General features: G+C 72.1%; 17 protein-coding genes and 1 pseudogene. 10 read left to right on the top strand and 8 right to left on the bottom strand.

What is annotated here, in order from left to right; genetic code table 11:
* From ACW0Q9_RS20455 to ACW0Q9_RS20445, 3 genes are all read right to left on the bottom strand, one after another.
* Nucleotides 1-997: hypothetical protein (locus ACW0Q9_RS20455; RefSeq protein WP_456183642.1), on the bottom strand; the 997-nt coding region annotated here is incomplete at its 3' end.
* Nucleotides 994-1446: a hypothetical protein gene (locus tag ACW0Q9_RS20450; RefSeq protein WP_456183640.1), complete on the bottom strand. Its 453-nt coding sequence runs from the start codon at nt 1444-1446 to the stop codon at nt 994-996. The genes ACW0Q9_RS20455 and ACW0Q9_RS20450, both read right to left, overlap by 4 nt.
* 101 nt (nt 1447-1547) lie before the next feature.
* Nucleotides 1548-1760, bottom strand: a complete 213-nt coding sequence (locus ACW0Q9_RS20445) for an acyl-CoA carboxylase subunit epsilon (RefSeq protein ID WP_456183638.1) — start codon at nt 1758-1760, stop codon at nt 1548-1550.
* A gap of 91 nt (nt 1761-1851) precedes the next feature.
* Between ACW0Q9_RS20445 and ACW0Q9_RS20440 the strand changes: the two genes are divergently transcribed.
* Nucleotides 1852-3846, top strand: coding sequence for a serine/threonine-protein kinase (locus ACW0Q9_RS20440; RefSeq protein WP_456183636.1), 1995 nt, complete (start codon nt 1852-1854; stop codon nt 3844-3846).
* 88 nt (nt 3847-3934) lie between these two features.
* Nucleotides 3935-4165, top strand: coding sequence for a hypothetical protein (locus ACW0Q9_RS20435; RefSeq protein WP_091314056.1), 231 nt, complete (start codon nt 3935-3937; stop codon nt 4163-4165).
* Between the two features lie 97 nt (nt 4166-4262).
* Here the strand turns inward: ACW0Q9_RS20435 and ACW0Q9_RS20430 are convergent, their stop codons facing one another.
* Nucleotides 4263-5015, bottom strand: a complete 753-nt coding sequence (locus ACW0Q9_RS20430) for a GH25 family lysozyme (RefSeq protein ID WP_456183634.1) — start codon at nt 5013-5015, stop codon at nt 4263-4265.
* Nucleotides 5016-5140: 125 nt separating this feature from the next.
* A pseudogene (locus tag ACW0Q9_RS20425) lies at nt 5141-5505 on the bottom strand (hypothetical protein).
* Nucleotides 5506-5599: 94 nt separating this feature from the next.
* Here ACW0Q9_RS20425 and ACW0Q9_RS20420 point away from each other — a divergent pair.
* From ACW0Q9_RS20420 to ACW0Q9_RS20405, 4 genes are read left to right on the top strand one after another with little or no spacing between them, the layout of a single operon-like run.
* Nucleotides 5600-6343 (top strand): M50 family metallopeptidase, encoded by a 744-nt coding sequence (locus ACW0Q9_RS20420; RefSeq protein ID WP_456183632.1) that lies wholly within the window; start codon nt 5600-5602, stop codon nt 6341-6343.
* Nucleotides 6344-6399: 56 nt separating this feature from the next.
* On the top strand, nt 6400-7380 hold the full coding sequence (locus ACW0Q9_RS20415; RefSeq protein ID WP_456183630.1) for a ketopantoate reductase family protein: 981 nt from the start codon (nt 6400-6402) through the stop codon (nt 7378-7380).
* 58 nt (nt 7381-7438) lie between these two features.
* The gene (locus ACW0Q9_RS20410) at nt 7439-7939 is read left to right on the top strand and encodes a SigE family RNA polymerase sigma factor (protein ID WP_456183628.1); all 501 of its coding nucleotides are present in this window, start codon (nt 7439-7441) and stop codon (nt 7937-7939) included.
* The gene (locus tag ACW0Q9_RS20405; protein WP_456183626.1) at nt 7932-8810 is read left to right on the top strand and encodes a hypothetical protein; all 879 of its coding nucleotides are present in this window, start codon (nt 7932-7934) and stop codon (nt 8808-8810) included. The genes ACW0Q9_RS20410 and ACW0Q9_RS20405 overlap by 8 nt, the downstream gene beginning before the upstream one ends.
* Nucleotides 8811-8859: 49 nt before the next feature.
* On the opposite strand, the gene ACW0Q9_RS20400 is transcribed toward ACW0Q9_RS20405, so the two are convergent.
* Nucleotides 8860-10443: an acyl-CoA carboxylase subunit beta gene (locus tag ACW0Q9_RS20400; protein ID WP_456183624.1), complete on the bottom strand. Its 1584-nt coding sequence runs from the start codon at nt 10441-10443 to the stop codon at nt 8860-8862.
* A 95-nt stretch (nt 10444-10538) separates the two neighbouring features.
* On the opposite strand from ACW0Q9_RS20400, the gene ACW0Q9_RS20395 reads away from it, so the two are divergent.
* Nucleotides 10539-11414: a biotin--[acetyl-CoA-carboxylase] ligase gene (locus ACW0Q9_RS20395; RefSeq protein WP_456183622.1), complete on the top strand. Its 876-nt coding sequence runs from the start codon at nt 10539-10541 to the stop codon at nt 11412-11414.
* Nucleotides 11415-11492: 78 nt separating this feature from the next.
* The gene (locus ACW0Q9_RS20390) at nt 11493-12065 is read left to right on the top strand and encodes a PH domain-containing protein (protein ID WP_456183620.1); all 573 of its coding nucleotides are present in this window, start codon (nt 11493-11495) and stop codon (nt 12063-12065) included.
* 54 nt (nt 12066-12119) lie between these two features.
* Here ACW0Q9_RS20390 and ACW0Q9_RS20385 read toward each other — a convergent pair whose 3' ends face one another.
* Entirely contained in the window at nt 12120-12824 is a 705-nt protein-coding gene (locus ACW0Q9_RS20385; protein ID WP_456183618.1) for a GtrA family protein, read from the bottom strand.
* Between the two features lie 63 nt (nt 12825-12887).
* Nucleotides 12888-13424 carry a GtrA family protein gene (locus tag ACW0Q9_RS20380; RefSeq protein WP_456183644.1) on the bottom strand — a complete coding sequence of 179 codons (537 nt, stop codon included), beginning with the start codon at nt 13422-13424 and terminating at the stop codon, nt 12888-12890.
* 503 nt (nt 13425-13927) lie between these two features.
* On the opposite strand from ACW0Q9_RS20380, the gene ACW0Q9_RS20375 reads away from it, so the two are divergent.
* Nucleotides 13928-15769 (top strand): phosphoenolpyruvate carboxykinase (GTP), encoded by a 1842-nt coding sequence (locus ACW0Q9_RS20375; protein WP_456183616.1) that lies wholly within the window; start codon nt 13928-13930, stop codon nt 15767-15769.
* A gap of 39 nt (nt 15770-15808) precedes the next feature.
* Nucleotides 15809-16614 (top strand): hypothetical protein (locus ACW0Q9_RS20370; RefSeq protein ID WP_456183614.1); only part of this gene is annotated, 806 nt, incomplete at its 3' end.

Genomic DNA, 16614 nt, shown 5'->3' with positions numbered 1-16614 from the left:
TACCGCCGATTAGTCCTCCCGGTGGGAGTGATCGTGGCGGCGATGGGTGCGGCAGGCCGCCAGGGCTCTGAGGTGTAGGTCTAGCAGAGCTTGATCGTTGAGGGGCGGCAGAGCTTGGTCGGCCGATCGGGCCAGTGCTCGGTGTCAGCGGCGTCGGATGGGGGCCACCGGCGGTAGGGGCTGCAGGGGGCAACGTAAGCGGCCCGCTCTGCGCAGTAGAGGGCGCGGTGGCTAGGCCAGCGCCAGCACTACCGAGCACCGGGCCGGCGGTGGCAGCGGGAGAAGAAGTCGGTGGACCGATTGCGGTGGCGGATTGGCGGTGCGGAGAGTCGGACGCGGCCACGGGTACAGGGAGAACGGGTGGAATCACCGGTGCTGCATTGCCGTAGATGTCTGCGTCATCGGTTTGTCGCGGCAGTTTTGGACGCGGTGGAGGTTGGCGGAGCATGACTTGGGCTTGTTGGAGTTCGTTGCTCAATCCCGTCATCAACCCGCGCGCCCGCACGTTCAACTGTTCAAGATCGGCGTCCGTCACCGGCGGCTTCTCCGGCAGCCGGCTTCCCGCCACCGCCTTCGGGTCGGCGACGATCGCCTCGTACGCCCGCTTCTGCCGCACCTTCTCCGCGTACTCCTCGTGGAGCGGTTCGAGTTCGGCGCGGGTGCTGCCGATGGCGCGGGCGGCGGCGGCGAGCGCGTCGTAGTTCGCGGCGGCGGCGTCGTGGGTGCGCTGCACCTTGTCGATGAGCTGGTCGAGTTCCCCGAGGTACGCCCGCGCGGCGGCGTTCGTCTCCGGCGGCCACGCCTCGGCGAGCCCGCGGCGGTATTCGCGCAGCCGGCTCAGGTGGGCCAGGGCGAGGTCGCAGACCTTGCGCCAGCCGGCGACCTGCTTCCACTGGCCGGTGGTGTCCTGGTCCTGGAGGCACGCCCACATGCTGAGCACGTCCATGAGGCGCCAGTCGGTGAGCCCGGAGGTGCGTCCGCTGCCCCGTTCGATCACGGCAGGACCACCCGCCCCTGCTCGGGAGCGGTCGGGTCGGTCAGTGGCGGCACCGGGCGGGCGGTCGCGGCGGACGGTGTGGCCAGGGCCCGTTCGACGTCGTCGACCCGGGCCGAGGAGAAGGCGTCGGAGTCCGCGTACGTGGCCGCTATGTGGCCGGCGGCCCCGGCCAGCCGGCCGGTGGCGGGGGCCAGGTCCCAGACCATGCTGACCGTGGCCTGTTGGGTCTCGTGGTGGGCCTGGAGGAACTGGACCAGTTCGATGAACGCGTCGGCCGGGTTGGGAACCGGCGCCTTCATGTCGTCGGCGATGTACGACAGGTGGGGGGCGTAGTTGCGGCTGACCTCGTCCTGGAGCCGGTCGGCGAACTCGCGCATCTGTCGGATGTCGGCCTCGATGCCGCCGTAGTCACGCAGCCAACCGGCCGGCTGGTTGTCCTCCGGGATCATCGACCCTCCCTGCCCGTCACCGCACGGTTTCCCTGAGTGAGGTTAACGGCTCCTCGCGGAACCCGGCAGTCCTGATGCGCGGTCGGCGTGCCCGGGCGGGGTCAGCGGGGAAGACCGGAGGCGCGCCACGCGCCGGGGCCGGCGACCGGCGCCGCGCCGGCCGGGCGGGCGCTGCGCGCCCACTGCGACACGGCGGCCGGCGCGGTGGCCGCAGCCGGGCGGGTCCGCACCACGAGGGCCCCGACCAGGGCGGCGAGCTCCTCGGCGGTGGGCACGCCGCGGACGATCCGGAACAGCGGCTCTTCGGCAGACATGCCGACAGGGTACGCGTCCAGAACTTGACCTTCACCGCACAGTGGCGTGCCGCCGGTGTACGGGTCGCGGCTGCCGGGTACGGTCTCAGCGATGTCTAACGCGCTTCCCCAACTCGTTGCCGACCGGTACCGGCTCATCTCGCCGCTCGGCCAGGGCGGCATGGGTCGGGTGTGGAAGGCGCGCGACGAGGTGCTGCACCGCGACGTGGCGATCAAGGAACTCGTTCCACCGCCCAGCCTCACGCCGGAGGAGCGCCGCGAGATGCGGGAGCGCTCGTTGCGGGAGGCCCGGGCCATCGCCCGGCTCAACAACATCAACGTGGTCCGCATCTTCGACGTGCTGCGCACCGACGGCGATCCGTGGATCGTCATGGAATACGTGGCGTCGAGGTCCTTGCAGGACACCATCGCCGAGGACGGCCCGGTCTCGGCGGCGAAGGCCGTCGAGATCGGTCTCGGGGTGCTGGGCGCGCTGAAGGCCGCGCACAAGGCCGGCATCATGCACCGCGACGTGAAGCCGGGCAACGTGCTGCTCGGCAACGACGGGCGCGTGGTGCTCACCGACTTCGGCCTGGCCACCATCCCGGGCGACCCCAACGTCACCCGCACCGGCATGGTGCTCGGCTCGCCCGCGTACATCGCGCCGGAGCGGGCGAAGGACGGCACGGCGGGGCCGGAGGCCGACCTCTGGTCGCTGGGCGCCACGCTCTACGCCGCCGTCGAGGGCAAGTCGCCGTACGCGCGGCCGTCGGCGATCGCCACCCTGGCGGCGCTCGCCACCGAGCCGCTGCCGCCGCCGAAGAACGCCGGGCCGCTGAAGCCGGTGCTCCAGGGCCTGCTGCGCAAGGACCCCGAGGAGCGGATCACCGCCGAGGTCGCGGAGCGCATGCTGCGCAAGGCCGCGGGGCGGCGGGCCAAGGGCATCTCGCTGCTGGACGGCGTACGCCGGCCTGGGCCGAACGGTCCGCGCGGACCGCGGCCGCCGCTGGTGCCGGCGCCGCGTCCGGCCGACGAGCAGGCCGAGCGGCCGGTGCCGCCGGCGCCCCGCAAGCCCGACGGGGGTACGTCCGCCGCGGCCGCCGTCGCCGGTGCCGCGGCGACCGCCGACGCCACCGCCAAGGTGCCGGCCGGCTCGGACGTCGCGCCCACCGCGAAGGTGGCCCCGCCGGTGGCCGAACCGACCACGAAGCTCGACGCCGCGCCGGTGGTCGACGAGACCCGGGTGGACGGTACGGATCCGGCCCTGGACGAGACGCGGCTGGACGGCGAGCCGGTGGTGGAGCCGCCGGCCCCGCCGAAGAACCCGACCTCCGTGCTTGCCGAGCCGGTCAGCCCGGCGCCGTCGACCGGCCGGGCAGCGGTGATCCCGGGCACGAAGCCGGAGCGCAACAGGCGCAACCTGCTGATCGGCGCGCTGGTCGCGGTGCTGCTGGTCGGCCTGGCGGTGGCCGTGCCGCTGCTCAACTCCGGTGACGACGACGGGAAGGGCGGGCAGCAGGGCGCCGCCACCTCGTCGGCCGCGGCTCCGCCCGCGCCGGGGGCCAGTGTCGCGCCGACCTCGGCCGCGCCGAGCAGCGCCGCGCCCAGCGCGACCCCGTCGGCGTCCGCCTCGACGTCCGCGTCGGCGCCCGCCGGCGCGCTGCCCGCCGGCTGGCGCTACTACGAGGGTCCGACCGGGTTCCGGGTGCCGATCCCGGACGGCTGGCAGGCCCGCGTCCGCTCCGACAGCGTCGTGCTCTACGAGCCCGGCGGCGCGCGGCGGGTGCTGTTCATCCAGTGGACCTCCTCGCCCAAGAAGGACGCGTACGCCGACTGGCAGGCGCAGGAGTCGAGCCGCCGGAACTACGTCGACAACTACAAGCTGGTCGGGATCACCCGCTGCGACTACTACCGCACCTGCGCCGACTGGGACTGGCTGGAGACGCGCAACGGCGGCACCCGCTTCCACGTGCGCAACCGGGGCGTGGCCACCGCCAGCAACCGGGGCTTCGCGCTGCGCTGGGAGGTCCCGGCGAACGCCTGGGACGCCAACCTGGCCAACTGGGAGACCATCACCAAGGGCTTCAAGCCCGATCGGGTGAACTGATCCAGGGAATTCCGCCGTTGCGAAACTGACTCGCATGGCCTTCCGTCCTCGGGGGTATTGAGACCGCGACGACGGAAGGAGGAACGACATGGGTTACCGACACAAGGACACCGGCCCCCGGCTGGCACTGTGGATGCTGGTCGCGCTCGGGGACGTCGTCCTGCTGCTGGTCAGCGCCGGCCTCTCCGCGCCGGTCGCGGTGCTCGGTGTCGTCGCCCTCACCGTCGCGGGTGTGGCGACGTGGCGGCTGGCCCGCCGGACCACCCTGGCCGGGCGGGGCGCGGTCCCCGTGCCGGTCGCCTCGCGACGCAGGGCGTGACCCGGGCGGTACGACGGCAGTGGCGGCAGCCGGACCAGCTATCGACCTCGGTCGTAGCCGATCCCGCTGCCGCCGACTGGCGACCGAGGGGGGACGGTCAGGTGTTGTTGGCCAGGGCGATCAGCCGGGTCCGGTCACCGTTCCAGTAGTTGCGGTCGACGTTGCCGCTGATGCCGGAGACGCTGCCGGTGCTGGTGTACTGCCAGAAGCTCCAGAACGGGGCACCGGCCGGCAGGGTTCCCACCGTGCTGGACCAGCGGGCGATCCAGAGCGGGTGGTTGGCCCACGGGGCGGTCCAGCTGCCGGTGCACTGGTTCCACCAGCTGGTGGTGGTGTAGATGACCGCGTACCGGCCGGTGCGGGACCGGTAGGTGTTGAGGAAGTCCTGGACCCAGTTGCGCATGCCGGTGGTGGTCAGGCCGTAGCAGTAGCCGCCGCTGTACGGGTTGGCCTCCAGGTCGAGGGCGGCCGGGAGGGTGCGGCTGTCGGCCGACCAGGCGCCGCCGTTGCTGGCCAGGTAGTTGGCCTGGATCGCGCCGGAGGAGATGTTCGGCCGGGCGAAGTGGTAGGCCCCGCGGATGACCCCGGCGTTGTAGGCGTTGACGTAGTTCGCGTTGAAGTTCGGGTCCTTGTAGCTCGTGCCCTCGGTGGCCTTGATGAAAGCGAACTGGATGCCGGCGTTCCGCACGCTGGTCCAGTTGATGGTGCCCTGGTAGCGGGAGACGTCAATGCCGGGGGTGGTGGCCGCGGCGGCCGGTCCGGCGGTCGCGACGAGGCCCATCACCGCGGTGGCGGCGACGGTGAGGCCGGCGGCGAGCAACCGGCGCACGGAGAGTCTGGTACGAGCCATTGTTGCCTCCAGGGACGTCCAATGATTGACGCCTATCTTTGGAGGTTACTGCCCTAGATCACAAGAGGGCTTAAAGAATTTTTCATCGACGATCGTCGTCGCCCCGCGAACCGGTGCGGGGCGGTTCAGCGGAGGGTGCTCGGGTCGATCGCCCACCGGAAGGGCTCGGTGAGGGTCAGGGTCTCGCCGGCCTTGGCGACCCGGTCCTCGACGTAGTGCTCATCGTCCAGCCGGTGCAGCCGCAGCGAATGGCTTTCGCCGTCCTGCTCCACCAGCAGATACCACGGGATCCGGGCGATGGCGTCTCGATGCTGTTCGCGAGCCGTCGCGCCACCCGCTGGTGCCGCCGGCTGGGGGCAGGACTCACGATCAGGCTCCCGTCGAGCAGTTCGATCCGGTCTGGCGTCTCGCCCAGGGCGAGGTAGTCGGCCTCGGTCCAGAGGCCGACGTGCTGCCCGAACGGCTCCAGCGGAGCGGCACTCACCGGCATTCACCTCCCGATCCGATCGCCACCCGATCAGTCTCACGGCCTACGAGGCCGCGGCGGTCGAACGACACAGCTCAGGCCGGTAGGCTCCCCGCCCATGCCCCTGATCGACGGCCTCACCACCCTCTGGGACAAGCTGCTCGGCGCCCAGCCCGACCCGCCGCCGCTGCTGGTGCTGCTCACCGCCGTCGTCGCGGTGGCGGTGGTCGCCACCCGGCTGCCCTGGCGGATCGCCCGCAACGCCGTGACCATCGCGCACGAGGGCGGCCACGCCCTCATGGCCCTGCTCACCGGCCGACGGCTGCGCGGCATCCGGCTGCACTCGGACACCTCCGGGCTCACCCTCTCCGCCGGCCGCCCCACCGGCCCGGGGATGATCCTCACCCTGCTCGCCGGGTACGTCGCCCCGTCCCTGCTCGGCCTCGCCGGGGCGTGGCTGCTCGCCGGCAACCGGATCACCCTGCTGCTCTGGGTGGCGGTGGCGCTGCTGCTGGCCATGCTCGTGATGATCCGCAACGTCTTCGGGGTGCTGTCCCTGCTGGTCACCGGCGGCGTGGTGCTCGCCGTCTCCTGGTACGCCTCGCCGCAGGTGCAGGCGGCGTTCGCCTGGACGTCGGTCTGGTTCCTGCTCGTCGGCGGCGTCCGCCCGGTGTTCGAGCTGCAACGGCTGCGCAGCCGGGGGCGGATGCCCGAGTCCGACGCGGACCAGCTCGCCCGGCTCACCCCCTTCCCGCCGCTGTTCTGGGTGACGGTGTTCCTGCTGGTCAGCCTGGCCGCGCTGGGCGCCGGCGCGCTGCTGCTCGCCGGCCCGATCCTCACCGACGCCGGACTGACGATCTGAGCGGCACCCCGCCGGTGACGGAGCGCCGCGAGGCTGCGCGGGGCAGAATCGGACGCGTGCGATACGTGATCATCGGGGCGGGCGCGGTCGGCGGCACCATCGGCGTACGGCTGGGGGAGGCCGGCCGGGACGTGACGCTGGTGGCCCGCGGCGCGCACCTGAACGCGCTCCGGGAGCGGGGCCTGACCCTGCGCACGCCGGACGGCACCGTCACCAGCCGGCTGCCCGCGATGGCCGGGCCGGAGGGCGAACTGCCGCCGGACACCGTGCTGGTGCTCACGGTCAAGTCGCAGGACACCGCGGCGGCCCTGACGACCTGGGTGGACACTCCGGTCGAGGGTGGCGGGACGGCGGGCGAGCGGTTGCCCGTCGTGCTGGCCCAGAACGGCGTCGCCAACGAGCCGGCCGCGCTGCGGCTCTTCGCCCGGGTGCACCCGGTCTGCGTCTGGCTGCCCGCCACCCACCTGGAACCCGGCGTGGTGGTGGCGAACGGGCACCCGCACCCGGGGATGCTGCACCTCGGCCGCTACCCGTCCGGTGCGGACGACACCAGCCGCGCGATCGCCGCCGACCTGACCGCCGCCGGCTTCGTCGCTCCGGTCCGCGACGACGTGATGCGCTGGAAGTACGGCAAGCTGCTCGGCAACCTCGGCAACGGGCTCCAGGCGCTGCTCGGCCCGGACGTGCCCGAGCCGCTGGCCGCCCGGGTCCGGGCCGAGGGGGAGGCCGCGCTGGCCGCCGCCGGCATCGCGCACACGACCCGCGAGGAGGAGGCCGCCGAGCGGGGCGACCTGGTGCGCCACCGGCCGGTCGGCGGCGAGGAGCGGGCCGGCGGCTCCACCTGGCAGAGCCTGGCCCGGGGCGCCGGCTCCGCCGAGGCGGACCACCTCAACGGCGAGATCGTGCTGCTCGGCCGGCTGCACGGGGTGCCCACCCCGGCCAACGCGGCGGTCCAGGCGGCCGTCCGCCGGGCGGTCCACGAGCACATCCCGGCCGGCGGCTTCCCCCGCGCCGAGCTGGAGAAAATGGTCGGCTGACCGGGCAACCGCACCCCACACGCCAGGCGTGTCCCCTGCGAACACGGGGAGGTGACAGGTGCCCGACAGCGAGGGATTCGACGAGTTCTACCGCGGCAGCCGGCAACGGCTGCTCGGTTTCGTCTACGTGCTCACCGGCGACCTGGCCGAGGCCCAGGACGCCGTGCAGGAGGCGTACATCCGGGCCTGGCAGCGCTGGTCGACGGTGCGCGGGTACGACGACCCGGAGGCCTGGGTGCGGGTGGTGGCGAGCCGGATCGCGGTGAGCCGGTGGCGCAGCCTGCGCAGCCGCGCCCGCGCCTACCTACGGCACGGGGTGCCGGAGAGCGTTCCCGCGCCGAGCACCGAAACGCTGGAGGTGGTGGCAGCGCTGCGGCGGCTGCCGGAGGCCCAGCGCACCGCCATCGCGCTGCACTACCTGCTCGGGATGCCGGTGGCCGAGGTGGCCCGGGAGACCGAGGCGCCGGTGGGCACCGTCAAGGCCCGGCTCTCGCGCGGGCGGGCCGCGCTGGCCGGGCTGCTGACCGTCGTGGATCTGGAGGAGGCCGCAGATGCGTGACGACCTGACATTCGTCGAACTGTTGCAGCGGGACCTGCGGGGGGTCCGCTGGCCGGAGCCGGCCGAGATCCGGACCACGGCCCGGCGCCGCAGCCGGCGTGCGGCGGTGGCGGCCGCTGCGGCCGTGCTGGCGGTCGCCTCGGTCTCCGCCGTCGGGGTGAGCCGGGCCGGAACTCCGGCGCCACCCCCGGCTGCCACGGCCGGCGGGCGCGCGGAGATCCCCGTGGAGGCGATGCTGACCCCGGCCGACGTACCGGCGAAGAGTGACGAGCGCCTCGGTGACACGGGCATCGGTGAGGCGGTCCGGGTCGACGACGTCCTCCGGGCGTGCGCGCGGGATCAGGGGCTGCCGGCGGATGAGACCGTCTCCCGCTACTCCCGCTCGCAGACCCTGATGGGGACCGTCGCGGTGAAGGGCTTCGCCCCGAACCGGACGGCGGTCGTCAGTCAGGATGTCTACCGGCTGCCGGCCGGGGCGCCGCCCCGGGTCTTCGATGAGCTTGACCGGCTCGTGGCGGCCTGCTCCTCGTGGCAGGAACTGACCCCGGTCCAGGGAGACGCGGGGACGGTCACCGCCACGGTGGTGCACCGCTGGACGGTGGCGGCGAGCGACTTCGCGGGCGACCAGGCGGTCCTGCTCAGGCACGCCATCTCCGTGCCGCTGGACCCGGCGACCGGCAAACCGGTCGGCATCACGCCCCTTCCGGAGGACAGGCTGATCGTCCGGGTCGGAGATCTGGTCACCGTCCTGGTGCCGGGAGAGCCCCTCCGTCCCGGCGTTCCGGGAAACAGGGTGACCGAGGCGCAACTGCTGGAACTGGCCCGCGCCGCGGCCGGCCGGATGTGCGCCGCCGCGAACCCCGGCTGTTGACGCACCGAGGCCCCCGCCGGACGTCCGGCGGGGGCCTCGCGAGCCGCCCCTACAGCGGGATGTTGCCGTGCTTCTTCGGCGGCAGGGTCTCGCGCTTGGTGCGCAGCACCCGCAGCGCCCGCACGATCTGGGTCCGCGTCTCGTGCGGCGGGATCACCCCGTCGACGTATCCGCGCTCGGCGGCGATGTACGGGTTGGCCAGGGTGTCCTCGTACTCGGCGATCTTTTCGGCCCGGACGGCGGCCGGGTCCTCGGCGTTCGCCAGCTCGGAGCGGTAGAGGATGTTCACCGCGCCCTGCGCCCCCATCACCGCGATCTGCGCGGTCGGCCAGGCGAAGTTCAGGTCGGCGCCGAGGTGCTTGGAGCCCATCACGTCGTACGCCCCGCCGTAGGCCTTGCGGGTGATGACGGTGACCTTCGGGACGGTGGCCTCGGCGTACGCGTAGATGAGCTTCGCGCCGCGGCGGATGATGCCGTCCCACTCCTGCCCGGTGCCGGGGAGGAAGCCGGGAACGTCCACGAAGGTCAGTACCGGGATGTTGAACGCGTCGCAGGTGCGCACGAACCGGGCCGCCTTCTCCGAGGCGGCGATGTCCAGGGTGCCGGCGAAGTGCATCGGCTGGTTGGCGACCACACCCACCGGGCGCCCCTCGACCCGGCCGAAGCCGACCACCAGGTTCTGCGCGTAGAGCGGCTGCACCTCCAGGAACTCGCCGTCGTCGAGCACGTGCTCGATGACCCGGTGCATGTCGTACGGCTGGTTCGCCGAGTCCGGGATCAGCGTGTCCAGCTCCCGGTCCTCGTCGGTGATGTCGAGATCCACGTCGGCGGCGAAGACCGGGGGCTCGTCCAGGTTGTTCGACGGCAGGTACGACAGCAGCGCCTTGACGTACTCGATCGCGTCCTCCTCGTCAGTGCCGAGGTAGTGCGCGTTGCCGCTGCGGGCGTTGTGGGTGCGGGCGCCGCCCAGCTCCTCCATGCCCACGTCCTCGCCGGTGACCGTCTTGATCACATCGGGGCCGGTGATGAACATGTGCGAGGTCTGGTCGACCATCACGGTGAAGTCGGTGACCGCCGGGGAGTAGACCGCGCCACCCGCGCACGGCCCCATGATCAGCGAGATCTGCGGGATGACGCCGCTGGCCCGGACGTTGCGGAAGAAGATCTCCCCGTAGAGGCCGAGCGAGGCCACGCCCTCCTGGATCCGCGCGCCGCCCGAGTCGTTGATGCCGACGACCGGGCAGCCGATCTTCATGGCCAGGTCCATCAACTTGACGATCTTCTCGCCGAAGACCTCGCCGAGCGAGCCGCCGAAGACGGTGAAGTCCTGCGCGAAGACGCAGATCTGCCGGCCGTCCACCGTCCCGTAGCCGGTCACCACGCCGTCCCCGTACGGGCGGGTCTTCTCCAGCCCGAAGTTGGTCGAGCGGTGCCGGGCGAATTCGTCCATCTCGACGAAGGAGCCCTCGTCGAGGAGCATCTCGATCCGCTCCCGAGCGGTCTTCTTGCCCCGCGCGTGCTGCTTCTCGACCGCGCGCGCCGACCCGGCGTGCACCGCCTCGTCGAGCCGTCGCTCCAGGTCCGCCAGCTTGCCGGCGGTCGTGTGGATGTTGATCCCGGTCTCGGTAGTCACCCAGGGAATATAACGATGGTTCAGGTGGGTGCCGCTGTGCAGTGCGCCTCACCGCTTCCCGCCACCGGCCGGCGTGCGGGCCGTAGGCTGGCGGGATGCCCGGCTCGCCGTACACCGATCTGGACCGCCCGCCGCTGTCGGCGGCCCGGCTGCGGCGCGCGCTGGTCGCGCCGCACGGGCCCTGGCGCCGGCTGGAGCTGCGCGCCGAGACCGGCTCGACCAACGCCGACGTGGTGGACGCCGCGCGGGAGGGCGAGCCGGAGGGCCTCGTCGTGGTCGCCGAGCGGCAGACCGCCGGCCGGGGCCGGCGCGGCCGGGTGTGGCAGTCGCCGCCGCGGGCCGGCATCGCGACAAGCGTCCTGCTCCGGCCGGGGGACGCCGTCCCGGAGCGCGGCTGGTCGCCCGTGCCACCCTCGGGGTACGGCTGGGTGCCGCTGCTGGCCGGCGTCGCGCTGGTCGAGGCGGTGGCCCGGCTGGCCGAGCTGGACGCCCGGCTGAAGTGGCCGAACGACCTGCTGCTGGACGGCGCGAAGTGCGCGGGCGTGCTCGCCGAGGCGGTGCCCGGCGCGGCATCGGACCGGCCGCCGGCGATCGTGGTCGGCATCGGCCTCAACGTGACGCTGCGCGCCGACGAGCTGCCGGAGAACCCGACCGGGCTCCCGGCCACCTCGCTCCAGCTCGCCGGTGCCGCGGCCACCGACCGGGACCCGCTGCTGCGCGCCCTGCTCCGCTCGCTCGCCGAGTGGTACGAGCGCTGGCGCGACGCCGGGGGCGACGCGGTCGCCAGCGGCCTGCGGGACGCCTACCTGGCCGGCTGCGCCACGGTCGGCCGGCAGGTCCGGGTGCTGCTCCCGGACGGCAGCGAGGTCCGTGGCACCGCCACCGGCGTGGACCCGGACGGGCAGTTGCTGGTCGACGGGCCGGAGGGGGAACTGCGCCTCGCCGCGGGCGACGTGCTGCACCTGCGCTGAGCACCCTCCGCGCGGCCGATCCCCACGGATGCGCCGACCGGTTACGGTCAGCGCGTCCTGTTCTGCGAGGAGGTTCCCGTGGCGTTCCCCGAAGACGTGCTCACCGAGGACGAGCACGTCGTGCTGCATCTGCACCCGCACTGGAAGGCCCTGATCCGGCCGATCCTGGTGCTGGTGCTCGCCGTCGCGGCGGTGGTCGCGGGCTGGGTCCTGCTGCCCGAGGGCGACGGCGGCACGATCGCGCTCTACGTGATCGCCGCGCTCGGCCTGCTGCTGGTGTTCTGGCTGGGGCTGTGGCCGTTCCTGGTCTGGCGCACCACCCACTACCTCTTCACCAACGAGCGGGTGCTGCTCCAGGAGGGGGTGTTCTCCCGCAACCGGCGGGACCTGCCGCTCACCCGGATCAACGACCACGCCATGCACCAGAAGTTCCTGGAGCGGCTGCTCGGCTGCGGCACGCTGACCATCGAGTCCGCCGGTGAGCGCGGCCAGTCGGTGCTCACCGACGTGCCGCACGTCGACAAGGTCCAGACGAAGCTCTACGAGCTGGTGGAGGCGCATCACGACCGGCACAGCCTGGGTGACGGCGAGATGCGCGAGATCCTGGCCGACATGGCCGAGGGGAAGCCCCTCCGCGACCCCTCCGCCTGACCCTGCGCCCTCCGGTGCCCGCGCCCGCGGGCGCCGGAGGCGCCAGGACCGGAGTCAGCGGCGCGGAGCGCGGCGTGGGGTGGGCTGGAGTTCGGCGGCCAGCTCGGCGTCGAGGTCGGCGCCGAGGGCGCGGCCCAGGCCGGCGTCCGCCGGTGCGGGGCGGCCCTGTTGTGGCGCGTAGTCGCCCACGCGGCGCTCGCCGAGCGGCGGCTCGGTCTCCTCCAGCTCGCTGACCGACTCGGCCAGTTCGGCCACCGGGTCCATCTCGGCCATGGTGTCCCACTCGTCACGCGGGATGGTGTGCCAGGTCTCCTCGGCGTGCTTCGGCACCGGCTGGAACACGAACGTCCGGTAGGACCAGAAACGGAACAGGGTGGCCAGCAGGACGCCGCCGGTCTTCGCCACGTTCAACGCGAGCAGGCTGTTCACGCCGAGCCCGTACTTGGCCAGGGCCAGGACGCCGAGTTCGATGACCAGGCCGGCGCCGTTGAACAGGAAGAACAGGACGTATTCGCGGCGGAGTGCCGACTTGGGCCGATCCCGGTACGTCCAGTGCCGATTCATCAGATACGACGTGATCGTCGCGACGATGGTCGCGACGACGGTCGCCTTGAGCTGGCCGTCGCGGAAAACCGTGAGTGCCAGCGCATTGAACACCGCGTAATTGATGACGGTGTTGATGCCGCCGACGATGCCGAATTTGAGCGCCTCGTGGATGAACTTCTGCCAGCGCTCGGGCAGCAGACGGACAAGAGGCATGCGGAACACCTTAGGGCAGTGGGCAGGGCCGGCTGGGCCCGGCAGGACGGGATGGGCGGTGGGTCACGCCCCGGACTCTCGGTCGCGGCTCGTCGCCGGAACGGGTGGAGTTCCCGCCTCGACGAAAACGAACCGTCGGTACGACCAGAACCGGAACAGCGTCCCCAGGCCGGTGCCGACGATGAAGCTGGCGATGTTGTCGGCCAGCGGGGTCTGGAACACCTCGGGCCAGACGGCGCCGAGCCCGTAGCGGCTGATCGCGAGGCAGGCCACCGCGATGCCGAGCCCCACCCCGTTGAAGAAGAAGAACAGCGCGTACTCCCGGGCGGGGTGGGAGCGCTGGCGGTGCCGCCAGGTCCAGAACCGGTTGCCCAGGAACGCCAGGCTGGCCGCGATGACGGTGGAGACGGTCTTGGCCGCCACCGGCGGCATGTGCCGCACGCTGGCCAGGTAGTTGAAGAGGGCGAGGTCGACGAGGAAGGCGAAGCCGCCGACGGTGGCGAACTTGCTCATCTCGCGGACGAGGTGACCGAAACGGTCGAGGAGGGCGCCGATCAGACCTCGACGGGTCTGCGGAGCCCCCGGTTGGTCCCCGGTCATCGTCGCGGCCACCCGCCGAGAGTACCGGGTGCGCGCTGCGGGGACCGGCCGCTACGGCGAGTCGGCGGTCCGCCGGCCCGGCACGTCGCTCGCCGGGCCGGGTACGCGCGCCGCGCCCCCTCCGGTGACCGCCGACCGTTTCCCATGTCCGTGAGCGGAGCGTAACGGGCCGTGCGGAATTGTGGAGCAGATCACGGAATCGTCGTTCGTGTCATGGCGGTCCGCTTCCCCGCATCGGGTGCCTCCGCGGGGTTGGCGATGTCCCGGCCCGTCGAAGGTTCATCGCAAGATTTGCGTGAAACTGCGCGCGAAAGCGGGTAAGAGATCGCGATGCCGCAGCGTGGCCGTACCTTGTGCAGTTCTTCACAACCAGTCCCACTGACTGGGGAGGCAGCCCGGTTTACGCTGAGCCCAATCCCAGGTTTCCACGAAGGCGGCGCACCGGCTCGCCAGAACTCGTGCATCCCATACATCGGTCAGCGTCGACCACAAGGAGATGTGACATGGTTGCTCCGGCTACTGTTCGGGGTATCGATCAGGCCCCGACGTCCCACCCCAAACTGCTCGCCTGGGTTCGTGAGGTCGCGGAACTGACCACCCCCGACCGGGTGGTCTGGGTGGACGGGTCCGATGAGGAGTGGCGCCGCCTCACCGACGAGCTCGTCGACAAGGGCACCCTGATCCGGCTGAACCCCGAGAAGAAGCCCAACTCGTTCTACGCGCGGACGGACCCGACGGATGTCGCCCGGGTCGAGGAGCGCACCTTCATCTGCTCCGTCGACGAGGCGGACGCCGGCCCCACCAACAACTGGATGGCGCCGGCCGAGATGAAGCGGACGATGACGGAGCTGTACCGCGGGTGCATGCGCGGGCGCACCATGTACGTCATCCCGTTCTGCATGGGCCCGGTCGAGGCCGAGAGCCCCATGTTCGGCGTCGAGATCACCGACAGCCCGTACGTGGTCGCCTCGATGCGCATCATGACCCGCATGGGCGAGAAGATCCTCGAGGCGATGGGCGACGACGCCGACTTCGTCCACGCGCTGCACTCGATCGGCGCCCCGCTGGAGCCGGGCCAGCAGGACGTGGCCTGGCCGTGCAACGAGACCAAGTACATCTCGCACTTCCCGGAGACCCGGGAGATCTGGTCCTTCGGCTCCGGCTACGGCGGCAACTCGCTGCTCGGCAAGAAGTGCTACTCGCTGCGGATCGCCAGCGTGATGGGCCGCGACGAGGGCTGGCTCGCCGAGCACATGCTGATCCTCAAGATCACCTCGCCGGAGGGCAAGGTCTACCACATCGCGGGCGCCTTCCCGTCCGCCTGCGGCAAGACCAACCTGGCCATGCTGGAGCCGACCATCCCGGGCTGGAAGGTCGAGACCATCGGTGACGACATCGCCTGGATGCGGTTCGGCCCGGACGGCCGCCTCTACGCGATCAACCCGGAGTACGGCCTCTTCGGCGTCGCGCCGGGCACCGACTGGAAGACCAACGCCAACGCCATGCGGACGCTGGACCGCGGCAACTCCGTCTTCACCAACGTGGCCCTCACCGACGACGGCGACATCTGGTGGGAGGGCATGGGTGAGCCGCCGGCGCACCTGATCGACTGGAAGGGCAACGACTGGACGCCGGAGAGCGACAGCCTCTCCTCGCACGCGAACAGCCGGTTCTGCACCCCGATCACCCAGTGCCCGATCCTGGCCGACGACTACTACGACCCGAACGGCGTGCCGATCGACGCGATCCTGTTCGGCGGCCGCCGGCGGGACACCGTCCCGCTGGTCACCGAGGCCCGCGACTGGGTGCACGGCGTCTACATGGGCGCCACGCTCTCCTCGGAGACCACCGCCGCCGCCTCCGGCGCGGTCGGCGTGGTGCGTCGCGACCCGATGGCCATGCTGCCGTTCATCGGCTACCACGCCGGCGACTACTTCCGGCACTGGATCGAGATGGGCAAGGGCGCCGACGGCGACGAGGCCAAGCTGCCGAAGATCTACTACGTCAACTGGTTCCGCAAGGACGCCGAGGGCAACTTCCTCTGGCCGGGCTTCGGCGAGAACTCCCGGGTGCTCAAGTGGGTCATCGAGCGCCTGGAGGGTCGGGCCGAGGCGGTCGAGACCCCGATCGGCATGGTGCCGGCCCAGGACGCGCTCGACGTCGAGGGTCTCGACATGACCCCGGAGGACGTCCGGATCGCGCTCAAGGTCGACCCGGAGGAGTGGCGCAAGGAGCTGCCGCTGGTCACCGAGTGGTTCGAGAAGTTCGGCGACAAGCTCCCCGGCGTCCTCTGGGCCGAGCTGGACGCGCTGCGCGCCCGGCTCGACGCGGAGCCGCAGAAGTAGAGGTGTGACGGAAGCCCGCACCGGGCAACACCGGATGCCATGAGGACGGCCGCCGAACCTGTCGAGGTCCGGCGGCCGTCCGCCGTCCGGGCGCTGACCACCCTGCTCGCCGTCACGGCGGCGGCCACCGTCGTGGTCGAGCTGCTCAACTACTGGTACGCCCCGGAGCAGGAGTTCGGGCTCGCCGTCCGTACCGGGTGGGCGATGCTGCGCTCGCTGGGCTTCCTGGTGCTGATCGGGCACGTCAAGCGGGGCCGTGCGGTGGCGAAGCCCTTCGGGCTGATCCTCGCCGTGACCACGGTCTTCGCGGTCGGGCGGCTGGTCGTGCCCCGGGCGGGGGTGCCTCCGCTGCCCGGCCTGCTCGGCTTCGGGGTGCTCACCGCGCTCTGCGTCGCGGTGGTGGCGCTGCTCTACCGCTCCGACGCGGTCGGCGGGCACCTGGTCCGGCACCGCAAGGGCCTCGTCGTCGAGGGCGGGGTGATCTCCTGGCGGGAGGTCGTCCCGAAGCGGCCACCGGCCACCGGCTGGCTGCTCACCGCCCGGGTCGCCGCGTTCACCTACAGCCCGCTGATGCTGGTGCCGGCCCTGGTCGCGACCGGGTCCATCCTGGACGGCCGGATCAGCGCGGTGCCCGCGGTGCTGTTCTGGTTCGCCGCCGGCATCGCGGTCAGCTACGCGGTGCTGTTCTGCACCGCCTTCCTCCTGCGCGACCGCCGCTGGGCCCGGAAGCTGCTGGTCGCCATCACCCTCGCCACCCTCGCCGTCCACCTCCCCCTCTGCTGGTGGCTCCTCGGCCTCGACGGCCTCATCCGCGACGGCACCACCTTCTCGACCTCGCCGACGCG

The organism is Micromonospora sp. I033, from assembly GCF_053890995.1.
This window is presented reverse-complemented; position numbering and strand designations above follow the sequence as displayed.